The 13,085-nt window shown below is 70.4% G+C and carries 14 protein-coding genes and 1 pseudogene; 6 read left to right on the top strand and 9 right to left on the bottom strand.

Translation table 11 applies throughout. The annotated features are described in order from the left end of the window. Positions 1-9: 9 nt before the first annotated feature. Entirely contained in the window at positions 10-696 is a 687-nt protein-coding gene (locus tag ACQ66R_RS03905) for a TonB family protein (protein ID WP_430419406.1), read from the bottom strand. A 137-nt stretch (positions 697-833) separates the two neighbouring features. Here ACQ66R_RS03905 and ACQ66R_RS03900 point away from each other — a divergent pair, with 137 nt between their 5' ends. After that, positions 834-1,658: a transglycosylase SLT domain-containing protein gene (locus tag ACQ66R_RS03900; RefSeq protein ID WP_430419404.1), complete on the top strand. Its 825-nt coding sequence runs from the start codon at positions 834-836 to the stop codon at positions 1,656-1,658. Between the two features lie 85 nt (positions 1,659-1,743). Next, a protein-coding gene (locus tag ACQ66R_RS03895; protein WP_430419033.1) for an IS630 family transposase occupies positions 1,744-2,686 on the top strand; the annotation gives its coding sequence in 2 pieces (ribosomal slippage) (positions 1,744-2,079 and positions 2,081-2,686; 942 coding nt in all). A 12-nt stretch (positions 2,687-2,698) separates the two neighbouring features. Here ACQ66R_RS03895 and ACQ66R_RS03890 read toward each other — a convergent pair. Both ACQ66R_RS03890 and ACQ66R_RS03885 read right to left on the bottom strand, forming a co-directional pair. Next, a complete protein-coding gene (locus ACQ66R_RS03890) occupies positions 2,699-3,895 on the bottom strand; it encodes a CaiB/BaiF CoA transferase family protein (RefSeq protein WP_430419402.1) in 1,197 nt (398 codons plus the stop codon). A gap of 57 nt (positions 3,896-3,952) precedes the next feature. Continuing rightward, a complete protein-coding gene (locus ACQ66R_RS03885) occupies positions 3,953-5,173 on the bottom strand; it encodes a response regulator (protein ID WP_430419400.1) in 1,221 nt (406 codons plus the stop codon). Between the two features lie 172 nt (positions 5,174-5,345). Between ACQ66R_RS03885 and ACQ66R_RS03880 the strand changes: the two genes are divergently transcribed. From ACQ66R_RS03880 to ACQ66R_RS03865, 4 genes are all read left to right on the top strand, one after another. Continuing rightward, positions 5,346-6,500 (top strand): DUF2336 domain-containing protein, encoded by a 1,155-nt coding sequence (locus ACQ66R_RS03880; protein ID WP_430419398.1) that lies wholly within the window; start codon positions 5,346-5,348, stop codon positions 6,498-6,500. A 201-nt stretch (positions 6,501-6,701) separates the two neighbouring features. Next, a protein-coding gene (locus tag ACQ66R_RS03875; RefSeq protein WP_430419033.1) for an IS630 family transposase occupies positions 6,702-7,644 on the top strand; the annotation gives its coding sequence in 2 pieces (ribosomal slippage) (positions 6,702-7,037 and positions 7,039-7,644; 942 coding nt in all). A gap of 175 nt (positions 7,645-7,819) precedes the next feature. After that, positions 7,820-8,620: an NUDIX hydrolase gene (locus ACQ66R_RS03870; RefSeq protein ID WP_430419397.1), complete on the top strand. Its 801-nt coding sequence runs from the start codon at positions 7,820-7,822 to the stop codon at positions 8,618-8,620. Between the two features lie 49 nt (positions 8,621-8,669). Beyond that, entirely contained in the window at positions 8,670-8,978 is a 309-nt protein-coding gene (locus ACQ66R_RS03865; protein WP_430419396.1) for a hypothetical protein, read from the top strand. 129 nt (positions 8,979-9,107) lie between these two features. Here ACQ66R_RS03865 and ACQ66R_RS03860 read toward each other — a convergent pair. The 6 genes and pseudogenes from ACQ66R_RS03860 to ACQ66R_RS03835 all read right to left on the bottom strand — a co-directional run. Further along, a pseudogene (locus ACQ66R_RS03860) lies at positions 9,108-9,278 on the bottom strand (DUF559 domain-containing protein); the annotation flags it as partial. Continuing rightward, entirely contained in the window at positions 9,218-9,499 is a 282-nt protein-coding gene (locus ACQ66R_RS03855; protein WP_430419395.1) for a DUF559 domain-containing protein, read from the bottom strand. The gene ACQ66R_RS03855 and the pseudogene ACQ66R_RS03860, both read right to left, overlap by 61 nt. A 266-nt stretch (positions 9,500-9,765) precedes the next feature. Further along, positions 9,766-10,320 carry a hypothetical protein gene (locus tag ACQ66R_RS03850; protein WP_430419393.1) on the bottom strand — a complete coding sequence of 185 codons (555 nt, stop codon included), beginning with the start codon at positions 10,318-10,320 and terminating at the stop codon, positions 9,766-9,768. 152 nt (positions 10,321-10,472) lie between these two features. Then, positions 10,473-10,901, bottom strand: coding sequence for an Hpt domain-containing protein (locus ACQ66R_RS03845; protein WP_430426201.1), 429 nt, complete (start codon positions 10,899-10,901; stop codon positions 10,473-10,475). 186 nt (positions 10,902-11,087) lie between these two features. Beyond that, entirely contained in the window at positions 11,088-11,864 is a 777-nt protein-coding gene (locus ACQ66R_RS03840) for an NAD kinase (RefSeq protein WP_430419391.1), read from the bottom strand. A 62-nt stretch (positions 11,865-11,926) separates the two neighbouring features. Further along, entirely contained in the window at positions 11,927-13,060 is a 1,134-nt protein-coding gene (locus ACQ66R_RS03835) for a DUF2336 domain-containing protein (RefSeq protein WP_430419389.1), read from the bottom strand. Positions 13,061-13,085: the final 25 nt, after the last annotated feature.

Here is a 13,085-nt window from a genome sequence, read left to right as displayed (position 1 = left end):
GTAGGGGGCTCACTTCAGGTTGAAGGTGATCGGGATCGAGACCTGGCCGCCTTCGACGGCCTGTCCATCGACGGTGCGCGGGCTCATCACGAAGTAGCGCGAGAGCTTGAGCGCGGCGTCGCCGAAGCCACTGTTGGCCGGAGTCAGCGAGGCCACCTTGCAGCCGGTGACCGAACCGCTGGCGGTCACCATGCAGTTCAGCACCGCGCGGCCCTCGGTCTCCATGCGCATCTCGCGGTCCGGATAGAAGCGTTCGAACTCCCGGGCGCCGGGCCGCTTCAGCCAGGTGGGATTGCGGATGATCGGGTCCGGCGGCGAGGGCTGAGCGATCAGGCCGGGCGTGAGGCTGGCCAGCGGACCGATGGGCGCTTCGGGCGCCGGCTTGGGGTCGACCGGGAGGGGCGCGACGTCCGTGGGCGCCGATGTGGGCGTCGGCGCATGTAGCTGAACAGGCTTCGTGACCGGTCTGGCCTCCTCGGGGGACGGGGGCGGCCTCGGCGGCGTCCAGACATCGACGGTCATCGGCGGGCTATCGATGACTTCAGGCGCCTCGGGCGGCGCGAACTGCATCATCGCCAGATAGGCGGCCACGGCGGCATGGACGCCCAGCGAGACCGTGACGATGAGGGTGGTTTTGCCAGGTGTGCGCCGGCCCCGGGGCGCGAAGTCGAAGGGGAGGGCTTGGCGGATGACCATCTCGGGCTCCCGGTTTTGTTACGCGCGTAGTCTGCGGATCGGATTACGTCGGTAATTTGGCGGAGTCGGGCGGGGCCCCGGGGAAAGTCGGAACAGGGTTATTCCCGCGTTAACCATGATCGCGGACTCCTGCGTCCATGGCCGTCCAGGGAATCCGCGCCATCGTCGAACAAGCGATCGACCGCGCCTCGAAGGCGACGGGCGTCGACTTCGGATTCCTGATGAAGACCGCGGGCCGGGAGTCGAGCTTCAACCCCCGCGCCCAGGCCTCGACTTCGTCGGCCGCGGGCCTCTTCCAGTTCGTCGAGCAGACCTGGCTCAGCACGCTGAAACAGCACGGCGCCAAGCATGGCTACGCGCGGTACGCGGACCTGATCACAAAGGGGTCGGACGGGCGCTATCGCGTGCAGGGCGGGGAAGCGCGCCGGGCGGTGATGGACCTGCGCCTCGATCCCCACGCGGCCTCGCTCATGGCCGGCGAGCTCACGTCGGACCATGCCGCGTACCTGAAGGGCCGCGTCGGTCGTGACCCGACCGCGGGTGAGCTGTACGCCGCCCATTTCCTGGGCCCGCAGGGCTCGGCGCGTCTGATCAAGGCGGTGGAGAGCCAGCCCGGCGCCTCGGCCGCCTCGCTGTTCCCGGACGCGGCGCGGTCGAACCGCTCGATCTTCTTCCGGGACGGGCGCGAGCGCTCGGTCGGTGAAGTCTACGCCAATCTGACCAAGACCGGCGGCCCCCAGCAGGCGGTCAGCTCCACGCAGGAACGGCCCGATGCCGACGGCGGCTTCGTCCAGTATGCCTCGCTGCGCCAGCAGGTCCGCCAGCGCGAGCAGGACGCCCTGATCGCGCTGATCCTGCGCGGCTCGCAGCCCGCCGATCAGGCCGGCGTCGGCAGCCGCCTGGCCGGCTCGCTGTTCACCAGCGAGATGCTGAAGGTCCTGTCGGACAACCGCGAGAGCTAGAGCGTGACCGCGCTTAGCTGAATCGGGATTCCGGGTTTGGGCGGATCATGATTCAAGATGTGGGCTGGATGGGAGGCCAGCTCGCATGGGTCGACCCTACTCGCTTGATCTGCGGGATCGAGTGGCGCGCTTCGTGGTGGCGGGCGGGACGTGCCGTGAGGCGGCGGAGCGGTTCGGGGTCGGGGTGGCGACGGCGGTGCGCTGGTCGCAGCGTCTGCGGAGCGAAGGCAGCGCCGCAGCGCGGCGGATGGGCGGTCATCGGCCGCTGGTGCTGGCGGGCGAGCGGGACTGGCTGCTGGCGCGGATCGCGGAGCAGCCGGACCTGACGCTCCGGGCGATCCAGGCCGAGCTCGCCGACCGCGGCGTGGTTGTGAGCTACGACGCGGTGTGGCGTTTCTACCTGCGCCAGGGCGTGACCTTCAAAAAAAAGCCTGCACGCCATCGAGCAGGACCGACCGGACGTGGCCAGGAAGCGGGACCGCTGGCGACGCCATCAGGGCCGGCTTGATCCGCGCCGCCTGGTCTTCATCGACGAGACTTGGGCGAAGACCAACATGACCCGCACCCACGGCCGCTGCGCGCGTGGCCAGCGGCTGGTCGGCAAGGTTCCTCACGGCCACTGGAAGACCCTGACCTTCCTGGCCGCACTGCGATGCGATCGGATCGACGCGCCCTTCGTCCTGGATGGGCCGATCAACGGCGAGTGGTTCCGGGCCTACGTCGAACAGGTCCTCGTCCCGACGCTCGCCCCCGGCGATGTGGTGATCATGGACAACCTCGGCAGCCACAAGGGCAAGGCCGTCCGCCAGGCCATCCGGCGCGCCGGCGCGCACCTGATTTTCCTGCCGCCCTACAGCCCCGACCTGAACCCCATCGAACAGGTCTTCGCCAAGCTGAAGACCCTCCTGCGCAAAGCCGCCGAGCGCACCGTCGAAGCCACCTGGCGACGCATCGGCCTCCTCCTCGACCACTTCTCAGCCGCCGAGTGCGCCAACTACCTCGTCAACTCCGGATACGCTCCATGCTGAAGCGGTCACGCTCTAGGCCGCCGCGCCCTCTGAGATCATCGCGTCGATCTCGCTCGCCCCGTAGCCCAGTTCGGCCAGGACGTCGCGGGTGTGTTCGCCCAGGCGGGGCGCGCGCGGACGGGTCTCCTGTTCCAGCCCCGGGAACACCGCGGGGGCGGCGGGGGAGCGATAGGTCCCGCCTTGGCCGTCATCGACCGGCACGAAGCAGCCTGCCGCATCGGCCTGCGCGTCCTGGGCCACCTCGGCCGGGGTCTGGAACGGCGCCCAGACGAGGTCGGCGGCGTCGAGCCGGCGGGCGATCTCGTCGAACGGCAGGGCGGCGAAGGCGGCGTCCAGCTCGGCCGACAGCTCGCGGGCGTGCTTGCGGCGCGCCTTGCCGGTGGCGAACCGCTCGTCGGTGACCAGATCGGGCCGGCCGGCGGCCTCGGCGAACTTCTCCCAGCCGCCGCTCGAGCCGCGGGGGTTGTGCACGAACCAGCGCCCGTCCGAGCTGCGGAAGTGGTTGGCCACGGCGTTGATCGGATTGTCCCGCGAGCGAATCGAGGCCAGTCGGCCCATCTTGAGCTGCACGGCCATGTCCGAGCCCATCAGGTAGACGCCCGACGCCAGCAGCGAGGTCTGCACCACGCGGCCCACGCCGGTGCGCTCGCGCTCGTAGAGCGCCGCCAGGATCGCCGAAACCGTAGCCAGCGAGGTGGTGTGGTCGCCCATCCCGGAGGTGCGCATGAAGGGTTCGGCGCCCTTGGGCGCGGTCATGTAGCCGATGCCCGAGCGGGCCCAGAAGGCGGTGACGTCGAAGCCGGGCAGATGGGCGTCTGGCCCTTCCAGGCCGTAGCCGGTGATCACCGTGTAGACGAGGCGCGGGTTGGCGGCGCGCAGGGTTGCGTCGTCCAGGCCGTACTTCTTCAGCGACACCGGCCGCACGTTGGTCAGGAACACGTCGGCCTCGGCCGCCAGCTTGGCGAGCGCGTCGCGGGCGGCGGGCTTGGTGATGTCGAGCACGATCCCGCGCTTGCCGCGGTTGTCGAACTCGAAGGTGGGGTTCGCGCCGATGTCGTTCGCGAGGTCCGCGAAGATGTGGCGCATGTTGTCGCCCTCGGGCCGCTCCACCTTGATCACGTCGGCGCCCCAGTCGCACAGGATGCACGCCGCGCCGGGGCCGGCGATGTAGGCGGAGAAATCGACAACCTTCAGGCCCTTGAGCAGCACGAGCAGACTCCCAGTTCTCTTTTGGGAGCCAGGGTACGGGATATGACGGGGCGGCGCCTAGGCGACTTGGCGATCGTTCGCCGCGGGCGTGGCTGACAGAGCGTCGGCGATGGCGCGGGCGACGGCCGGCATGGCCAGCGGGCGGCGGACCAGGGCGTCGGCGCCCTGGGCCAGGGCCGCTTCGGCCTCGCCGGGCTCGGAGCTTACGATCGCGACGATCGGCGTCTCGCCGGCGCCGCCGGGCAGGGCGCGCAGCGGGCCGATAGCGGCGGGGTCGCCGCAGACCGCCAGGTCGAGGTCGCAGATCCGGGCCAGCTCGACGGCGCGGGCGGCCTTGGACGTGTGGACCACCTGGTGGCCCAGCTGCTCGAGACTGGCGCGCAGGGTCGCCGCGGTCAGCGGGTCGGGCTCCACGGTCAGGATGCGCAGGCGTCGCGCCGGCTCGTCGGCGGGAGCCGCGGCCGGGACGTCGCCCACGATGGCCAGCAGCTCGTTCACCGCGTCCAGCGCCACGCCGATCTGCTGGCGGGTGGGGGCGGCGCGACCGCGGGCGGCGGCGGCCAGCACATGGGCCACGCCGGTCAGGCCGTCGCGCAACTCGTCGGAGAGGCTGTCGACCAGGTCGGACTTCACCCGGGCGAACCTGCGGGCCGCCTCGGCCTGGGCGCCGCGCTCGGCCAACAGCAGCTCGCGTTCGGCCGCCAGCGCGTACTGGCGGCGCAGGATGCGGTTGACGACCAGGGCCAGAGCCAGCCCGAGAGCCGCCGCGCCCAGCGCCAGCCGGGCGGTGGGCTGATCGGCGGGGTCGAGGAACAGGGCGATGAGGGGGCCCGCCACCGCGACCGGCGCCACGATCAGCAGGCTGGGCAGCCAGGTGGCCGTGAACACCACGCAGACCATGGCGGCCGCCAGGATCAGCAGCAGCAGGGTCTCGCGGACCGGCCCGGCGAAGTGGGCGAAGGCGGCGAGGCCCGCGACGGTGAGGGCCCAGACCAGTCCGGCCATGACCTGCACGCGGGCGCGCCTGCGAAGATCGGCCGCAGCGTCGGTCTTCAGCCAGTTCACCACCGCATAGAAGGCGCCCCAGCCGACCGCGAAGGCGCCGAAGGCGGCGCCCATCCAGTGCGCGTTGGCGGCGTGGCCCGCGACCCAGACGAACACCGGCAGCGAGACGCCAAACGCCAGCAGCGCGAAGGGAAGGAGCGCCGCCTGAGCCTTCATCCCCTGCTCGCCGACCGCCGCGGCGAGGGTGGTTTCGGCGGACTTGTCGGTGGACACGGGCAGGCCTCTCGCGGGGTGCGTTCCCACCCTGAGCAACGCGGCGTTGGCGTGCGGTTACGCGAAATCCTTAATCCACAGATTCGCTTGGCAACCTCTCGTTAAGCGGAGCCATTCAAATGTCGAATCGCGGGAGTCCGAACGCGGGTTCGGGCAGGGGAACTGGCTGGCGATGGCGACCACGCGATCGGCGCTGACGGATGTGGATATCCGCACGCTGGTGAAAGGCGCGACACCGGACGAGCGCGCGGTCGCCGCGCGCAAGCTCTGCACGACCATGGATCGCACGCCCTTGTCCGATGAGGACCGGGCGCTGGCCGGCGACATTCTGCGCGTGATGGCGGCCGATGCGGCCGAGCTGGTGCGCAAGGCCATCGCCGAGGAGCTGAAGGCGTCCCACGTGGTGCCGCGCGACGTGGCCGTGAAGCTGGCGCGGGACGTCGAAAGCGTCTGCCTGCCGTTGTTGACCTTCTCGCCCGTCTTCACCGACGCCGACCTCGCCGAGGTGGTGCGGCTGGGCGGACCGGTGCGGCAGGTGGCCATCGCCAAGCGGCCCGAGCTGTCGCGCACCGTCACCGACAGCCTGGCCGAACACGGCGGCGAGCGGGCCATCGTCACGGCCTGCGCCAACCCGGCCGCGGAGTTCAGCGACGACGGCCTGCAGCGCGTGATGGACCGCTTCGAGGCCTCCGAGCGGGTGCTGGCGGCGGTCGCCTACCGCAACACCCTGCCGCTGGCGGTGACCGAGCGGCTGATCGGCATGGTCAGCCTGCAGGTGCGCCAGCATCTGGTGAGCAAGCTGGATCTGTCGGCCGAGACGGCGATGCAGCTGGCCACCGGCGCCGCCGAGCGGGCCACGGTCGACCTTGTGGACCAGGCCGGCAGGACCGCCGACGTGAAGGGCTTCGTCGCCCACCTGCACCGCGAGCGGAAGCTGACCGCCTCGCTGCTGCTGCGGGCGCTGGCGCATGGGCACATGACCTTCTTCGAGTGGGCGGTAGCCGAGCTGGCGGGCGTGCCGCACCACCGCACCTGGCTGATGATTCACGACGCCGGGCCGCTGGGCCTGCGGGCGATTTACGAGCGCGCCATGCTGCCGGCTCGGCTGTTCCCGGCCTTCCGGGCGGCGGTGGACACCTTCCACGCGATGGAGTTCGACGGCGGCCCGCGCGACCAGGAGCGGTTCCAGGAGCGCATGCTGCAGCGGTTCCTGACCCAGCCGCAGGCGGCGGCGCGCGAGGACGTCGACTACCTGCTGGCCCGCATGGGCGGCGGCGTCGCCACGGCCCAGGCGGAAGAACCCGAGCGGGTGGTCCAGCTGGGCTGAGGCTCCGAGACTGGAACCACGAAATACACGAAATACACGAAAGGGCGGGCCCGTCGCCTCAGGCCGCGAAGCGGCGCCGACGGGTTTGTGAACCGCCCAGGGGCGCGGCGAACTAGAGCGTGACCGCGCTTAGCTGAATCGGGATTCCGGGTTTGGGCGGATCATGATTCAAGATGTGGGCTGGATGGGAGGCCAGCTCGCATGGGTCGACCCTACTCGCTTGATCTGCGGGATCGAGTGGCGCGCTTCGTGGTGGCGGGCGGGACGTGCCGTGAGGCGGCGGAGCGGTTCGGGGTCGGGGTGGCGACGGCGGTGCGCTGGTCGCAGCGTCTGCGGAGCGAAGGCAGCGCCGCAGCGCGGCGGATGGGCGGTCATCGGCCGCTGGTGCTGGCGGGCGAGCGGGACTGGCTGCTGGCGCGGATCGCGGAGCAGCCGGACCTGACGCTCCGGGCGATCCAGGCCGAGCTCGCCGACCGCGGCGTGGTTGTGAGCTACGACGCGGTGTGGCGTTTCTACCTGCGCCAGGGCGTGACCTTCAAAAAAAAGCCTGCACGCCATCGAGCAGGACCGACCGGACGTGGCCAGGAAGCGGGACCGCTGGCGACGCCATCAGGGCCGGCTTGATCCGCGCCGCCTGGTCTTCATCGACGAGACTTGGGCGAAGACCAACATGACCCGCACCCACGGCCGCTGCGCGCGTGGCCAGCGGCTGGTCGGCAAGGTTCCTCACGGCCACTGGAAGACCCTGACCTTCCTGGCCGCACTGCGATGCGATCGGATCGACGCGCCCTTCGTCCTGGATGGGCCGATCAACGGCGAGTGGTTCCGGGCCTACGTCGAACAGGTCCTCGTCCCGACGCTCGCCCCCGGCGATGTGGTGATCATGGACAACCTCGGCAGCCACAAGGGCAAGGCCGTCCGCCAGGCCATCCGGCGCGCCGGCGCGCACCTGATTTTCCTGCCGCCCTACAGCCCCGACCTGAACCCCATCGAACAGGTCTTCGCCAAGCTGAAGACCCTCCTGCGCAAAGCCGCCGAGCGCACCGTCGAAGCCACCTGGCGACGCATCGGCCTCCTCCTCGACCACTTCTCAGCCGCCGAGTGCGCCAACTACCTCGTCAACTCCGGATACGCTCCATGCTGAAGCGGTCACGCTCTAGCAGCTTTCACCTTCCTCGCGAGGGATCGAGCGCCCGCTGCGTGGGCCAGGCGGCTCCGACCCTTTCGTGTATTTCGTGGGTTTCGGGGTTGAACGAACCACGCGGCGCAGGCCGGTCGGGGACTCGACTTCCCCGCGGTCAGCGTTCCAAGCTGGACCCATGAGCGAACAACGACAGCCCGCCGAGACGAGGCCCGCCGCCACTATCCTTTTGCTGCGCGACCAGCCCGAGTTCGAGGTGCTGATGGTCAAGCGCCATCACCAGATCGACTTCGCCTCCGGCGCGCTGGTGTTCCCGGGCGGCAAGACCCACGCGGGCGACACCGACCCGGCCTGGGCCGAGCACTGCGTGGGCTGGGACGCCTTCGACGACGAGCAGCGCACCCTGCGCATCGGCGCGATCCGCGAGGCCTATGAAGAGGCGGGCATCCTGCTGGCCGAGGGCCTGGACGGTTCGGACTTCGCCGAGGTCTGCGACCCGGCGGTGCGCTCGGCGGTGGACCGGGGCGAGACCGCCTTCATCGACGTGGTGAAGGAGCTGGGCGTGCGGCTGCAGCTGGATTCGCTGGCCGTGTTCGCCCGCTGGATCACGCCCACCATGATGCCCAAGCGCTTCGACACCTGGTTCTACGCGGTGCGCGCGCCGGCCGACCAGGTGGCCGCGGCCGACGGTCGCGAAGCGGTGGACGCCGAGTGGATCGCGCCCCAGGAGATCCTGCGCCTCGCCGACGCCGGCGAGCGCACCGTGATCTTCCCGACCCGGATGAACGTGCAGCTATTGGCGGAAGCCGAGAGCGCCAGCGACTGCGTGGCCCGCGCGCAGGCCCGGACGCTGGTGACCGTGCTGCCGGTGGTGGAGCTGCGCGACGGCGCGCGCTTCCTGGTGATCCCGCCGGACGCGGGATATGGGGCGGTGGCCGAGCCGATGGAACGGATCTCGGCGGAGAGCCGGGCGGGGTAGGGGGCGGTCGAGCGCCATTGCGGAGGTTCCGCCCGCGCCGCATTCTCACGTGATGGACTTGGCCCACCGCGAGAAACTCCGAACGGTTGCGACGGACTTTCTCGAAGGGCGGCTTTCGCCGCTTGAGGCCGCATGGGCGCTGGCGAGCCTTGAGGATGAGGCGCCCGACGACCTCAGACGCCTCCTGACGCCGATGGTTGGAGTGACTAGCGAGACGGACGATATCCCGCTCGGCCATCGGAGGGCGCTTTGGCATCCTGACGTGCGGGCGTTGGAAGACCAGAAGCACGACGAGGCTCAGGCATGGGCGGAGCCGACGGTCCGCCTTGTGTGCGAGCGGCTCGTCCAGGCCCTGTAGGCCGCCGTCTACAATCGACCCTAAGCTGTCGGTCTCCTCTCCCGGGCGCGGAGCGCCGAGGGAGAGGCCGGGAGAGGGCGGCGCAGGTGGTAGACGCCCGCTCGACATTGGACCCGATCGCGCCCTGAGCTAGCGGCCGGGCGTTCGTCGCTCGCGGGCGATGCGAGCGCCGCGGCGGCTGGGATCGGACTCGCGACAGGCGCTGAGGATCGACCAGGTCACGGCGTCCAGGTCGTCGATCACCTGGGCGTTCCGGACGCGCAGCACCGTGAGGCCGTGCCGCTTGAGGTAGGTATCGCGGCGCGCATCGTACTACCTGATCGGCATGAATCCCGCCGTCGAGTTCCACGACCAGGGCGGCTTCGGGGGCCGACCGTCGCCTGGAGGCGCCACTTCCAGTCTTCGAGGCGGCCTGCGCGCAGGACGCCCCACAAACGCGCTTCGGTCTCGGTCTGGTTGCGCCCAAGACGGCGGGCCCGGTCTCCCCGGAATTTGGAAGTGACGGAAACCACCTTGGCCATGGGGTTCGGGTCCAACGGTGAGGCGGCTGCACGGCGGCGCCGCCCTCTCCCGGCCTCTCCCTCGGCGCTGCCGCGCCCGGGAGAGGGGAAGAAAGGACGGGATCACCCGGCGACAGGGCGATGGGAGCGTGCGGATGAGGCGCCGCGCGTGGCGCCGCGGGATCGACGATTTGAGGTGGGATCGGGTCCAACGGTGCGGATGACCGTTCGTCGGCGCCGCCCTCTCCCGGCCTCTCCCTCGGCGCTGCCGCGCCTGGGAGAGGGGCTTAGGATGTGTTGACGACGCGCAGTGGGCGGGCGCCGGTGAGGAGGGCGGCGCGGCCGGCGAGTTGGGCGGCGGGGGCCTGGAGGGCCGGGATGGCGGCCAGGGCCGGGGTGCGGGAGACGACGGTCAGGTTGCGGGCGATCTGGGCGCGGCAGACGTCGGGGTCGTCGGAGAGGTGTTCGATCGCCTCGGGGCGTTCGAGGCGGGTGTGCCAGTCGGGGCGTTCGTAGGCGTCGTCGCGTTCGGGGCGCTCAACGTCGCTCGCCGCCGTCGCGGCGGAGCGCGTGGTCTCGGCGCGGGGCGCGGGCGCGGCGGTTCCGGCGGCGAAGCGGGCGCGGAGCGCCAGCGACTGGCGCACGCCCCGGCTCACCTGGCTGTAGACGGTGGTCAGGGCCACGAGCTGGTCGACGTCGCGGGTTTCGAGGGCCACGCCATGGACCTGACGGACCATGCCCATGCCGAGCTGGGCGAGCTCCAGGAGGAGGGCCTGTTCGGCGGCGGTGTCGGCGGCGTTCGACATGAACAAAAAGAGAACATAGATTGTGGGGGAAGTCAAGTCTTCCCTCCCTTGATGGGGAGGGACAGGCCGCGTGAGCGGCCAGGGTGAGGGATTGTGGGCCAGAACTCTGCGGGTGGGGAGGATCGAGACTTCCTCACCCTGGCGCCTTCGGCGCCTGTCCCTCCCCGTCAAGGGAGGGAAGGGGCCGCTCAGGCCGCGCGGGCTTCCAGGGCCTGGAGCATGGCCTGGCCGGCGGGCTGGTCGTCGGTCTTGATGTCGTCGCGGGCGGCCGTCTTGATCGCGTCGATGTGGGCGTCGATCACGGTCATCGGCACGTCCAGGCGCTTGGCCTTGTCGTCGATGTGGCGGCAGAGCAGGCCGGCGATCCGAGTGATCAGCGGGAAGCCGTAGGTGGCGCCCAGGCCCTTCAGGTCATGGGCCCGCAGATAGAGGCTTTCCATGGTCTCGGCGGTCTGGCCCGCGTCGCGGATGGCCGCACGCGCGGTCTCGAGCTTGGCGATCTCGTCGTTCAGCCACTGGGTGAAGTTGCCCGACAGGCTCTTCAGCGCCGCTTCGGCCTTGGCGATGGCCGCGGGATCGATGGCGCCCAGCCGGCCGCCGCCCACGCGCAGGCGCATGGCGTTGGGGGTCTGGAACTGACCGGTTTTCGGATCGCTCACGTAACTCTCCCAGCGGAACGCCAGCCAGAATAGGGTGAAGCGGTTAATAAGCGGCGAAAGCTCAACTGTGGATGTGGAAAGGCGCCGCAGGCCGGCGCCCGGACCGAAGTTCGCAGGCGCCTGGGAGGGGGCGGACCCGGCGCACTAGACCGAGAACTGCTCGGCCAGAACGCGTTCGCCCAGGCTGCGGCCGGCGTCGAACAGCATGCACACCTTCACGTCGCGGTCCTCGGCCACATAGACCTCGAGCACGTTGGGCGCTTCGAAGTTGTCGGCCACGGCGCTGACCGGGCGCTTGGCGCCTTCCAGCACCTCGAGGCGGATCCGCGAATTGTGGGCGAGCAGGGCGCCGCGCCAGCGACGCGGGCGGAAGGCGCTGATCGGCGTCAGCGCCAGGATCTTGGAATCCATCGGGATGATGGGGCCGTGGGCCGAGAGATTGTAGGCGGTCGAGCCCATCGGGGTGGAGATCAGGGCGCCGTCGCAGATCAGCTCGGGCAGCCGCACCTTGCCGTCGACCGAAATGCGCAGCTTGGCGGCCTGGCGGGTGGTCCGCAGCAGGCTGACCTCGTTGAAGGCGATCGCTTCGTGGGTCTGGCCGTCGACGTCCACGGCCTGCATCCGCAGCGGGTGGATCTCGGCCTGCTCGGCCGAGTTGATGCGGCCCAGCAGGTCGTCGTCGGCGAACTCGTTCATCAGGAAGCCGACCGAGCCCTTGTTCATGCCGTAGATCGGCTTGCCCGAGGCCATCAGCGCGTGGACCGTCTCCAGCATGAAGCCGTCGCCGCCCAGGGCGACGATCACCTGGGCGTTGTCGATCCCCGCGTCGCCATAGCGGGCGGCCAGCTTGTCGCGCGCCTCCTGCGCCTCGGGGCGGGTGCTGGCGACGAAGGTCAGTCGGGTCACGAACAGGTTCGGCATCGGGCGCCAGAAGGGCCGAAGCCCCGCCGTCTGTCAAACAGGCGTTTGCGACACTCTGACGTTTACGCGGCGAGCGAGCGGGCGGCCTGTCGGAACGCCGACGCCGCGACTTCCGGCGACACCGGCGCGAACGCCACGGAGGCCTTGCGGGCCCCGTCGGCGCCGCCGCCGGGGCGGCCGTTGTTGAGCTGGCGCGTCATCTCGAGGATGTCGGGGAACACGCTGCGGTCGATGCCGACCGCCGCGCAGGCCAGGGCCAGCAGCTCGGGCCGGTCGGAATCCAGCGTCGCCTGCACGTGGGCGGTGTCGAAGCGGCCCAGCATCGCCAGGGCGCCGACGAAGAGGCCCAGCCGGCCTTCCCGCAACGCCCGCACCAGGTAGCCGGGGCGCAGCTGGCCCGCGGCGTAGAGTTTGTCGATGAGCCGCTGTTCCATCACCTCGCGTTCGCCTTCGCGGGTCATGCGGGGGACCGCCTCGGAGGAGGAGGGCGTGATGTGGCCGGCCTGGGCCTCGTTGATCGAAGCGGCGAGCGCCTCGTCCAGAACGGCGACGTCGAGGCGGAAGCGGTCGGCGAGACCCTTGCGCAGCGCCAGACCGACCCAGAGGTAGAGGCGCTTGGCCAGCTGTCCGGTGAGCTTGGGATGCTGCGACAGCGGCGTCCGCAGGGCAGCGATCTGGCGGGACGCCTCGACCAGGTCCTGCATGTCCTTGGGCGACAGCTCGGCGGTGTGGTTGCCGACCAGCGCGGTCAGGACGGCGGGTTCGGACTGCTCGAGGATGGCGCTGACCACGGCTTCCGAGATGTGCGGGCGGCGCGCAACCTCGATCTGGTGCTCGATCGTGGCTTCGACCAGCAGGCGCATCAGGTCGGCGTCCTGCAGCACCGGGCTCTGGGCGATGATGGGGCGGGCGATCTCGATATCGTCCAGCGCCAGGACGTTGATCAGCGCGTTCGGCGCCCAGTCGGCGGCGGCCAGCTTCTCGGACAGGCGGTGGCGGATGTCGCGCTCGGCCTCGACGACCAGGCTCATGAAGATCGAGGACAGCAGCATCTGAATGCCGCCCGACTTCATCGCCTCACCGGCGTGGGGCGTGTCGCACAGGTCCGCAATCGCCAACAACAGGCGTTCTCGATCCGCCGGTTGGCGGCTTTTGGCGAGGTCGAGCAGACTTTCGCTGCTCATCGCGAAGCTCACGCCGGGTCTCCTATGTTCTACAGTT

Origin of the sequence: Phenylobacterium sp., assembly GCF_965284355.1 — a bacterium.
In the GTDB taxonomy this organism is placed as follows: Bacteria; Pseudomonadota; Alphaproteobacteria; order Caulobacterales; family Caulobacteraceae; genus Phenylobacterium.
Note: the sequence above shows the minus strand (reverse complement) of the source record. Positions and strands in the feature narration are given on the sequence as shown.

Excerpts from the sequence above, each read along its gene's own strand:
- ACQ66R_RS03905 (WP_430419406.1), bottom strand. The coding sequence starts at position 696 with ATGGTCATCCGCCAAGCCCTCCCCTTCGACTTCGCGCCCCGGGGCCGG.
- ACQ66R_RS03900 (WP_430419404.1), top strand. The coding sequence starts at position 834 with ATGGCCGTCCAGGGAATCCGCGCCATCGTCGAACAAGCGATCGACCGC.
- ACQ66R_RS03880 (WP_430419398.1), top strand. The coding sequence starts at position 5,346 with ATGGCGACCACGCGATCGGCGCTGACGGATGTGGATATCCGCACGCTG.
- ACQ66R_RS03870 (WP_430419397.1), top strand. The coding sequence starts at position 7,820 with ATGAGCGAACAACGACAGCCCGCCGAGACGAGGCCCGCCGCCACTATC.
- ACQ66R_RS03855 (WP_430419395.1), bottom strand. The coding sequence starts at position 9,499 with ATGGCCAAGGTGGTTTCCGTCACTTCCAAATTCCGGGGAGACCGGGCC.
- ACQ66R_RS03845 (WP_430426201.1), bottom strand. The coding sequence starts at position 10,901 with ATGCGCCTGCGCGTGGGCGGCGGCCGGCTGGGCGCCATCGATCCCGCG.
- ACQ66R_RS03840 (WP_430419391.1), bottom strand. The coding sequence starts at position 11,864 with ATGCCGAACCTGTTCGTGACCCGACTGACCTTCGTCGCCAGCACCCGC.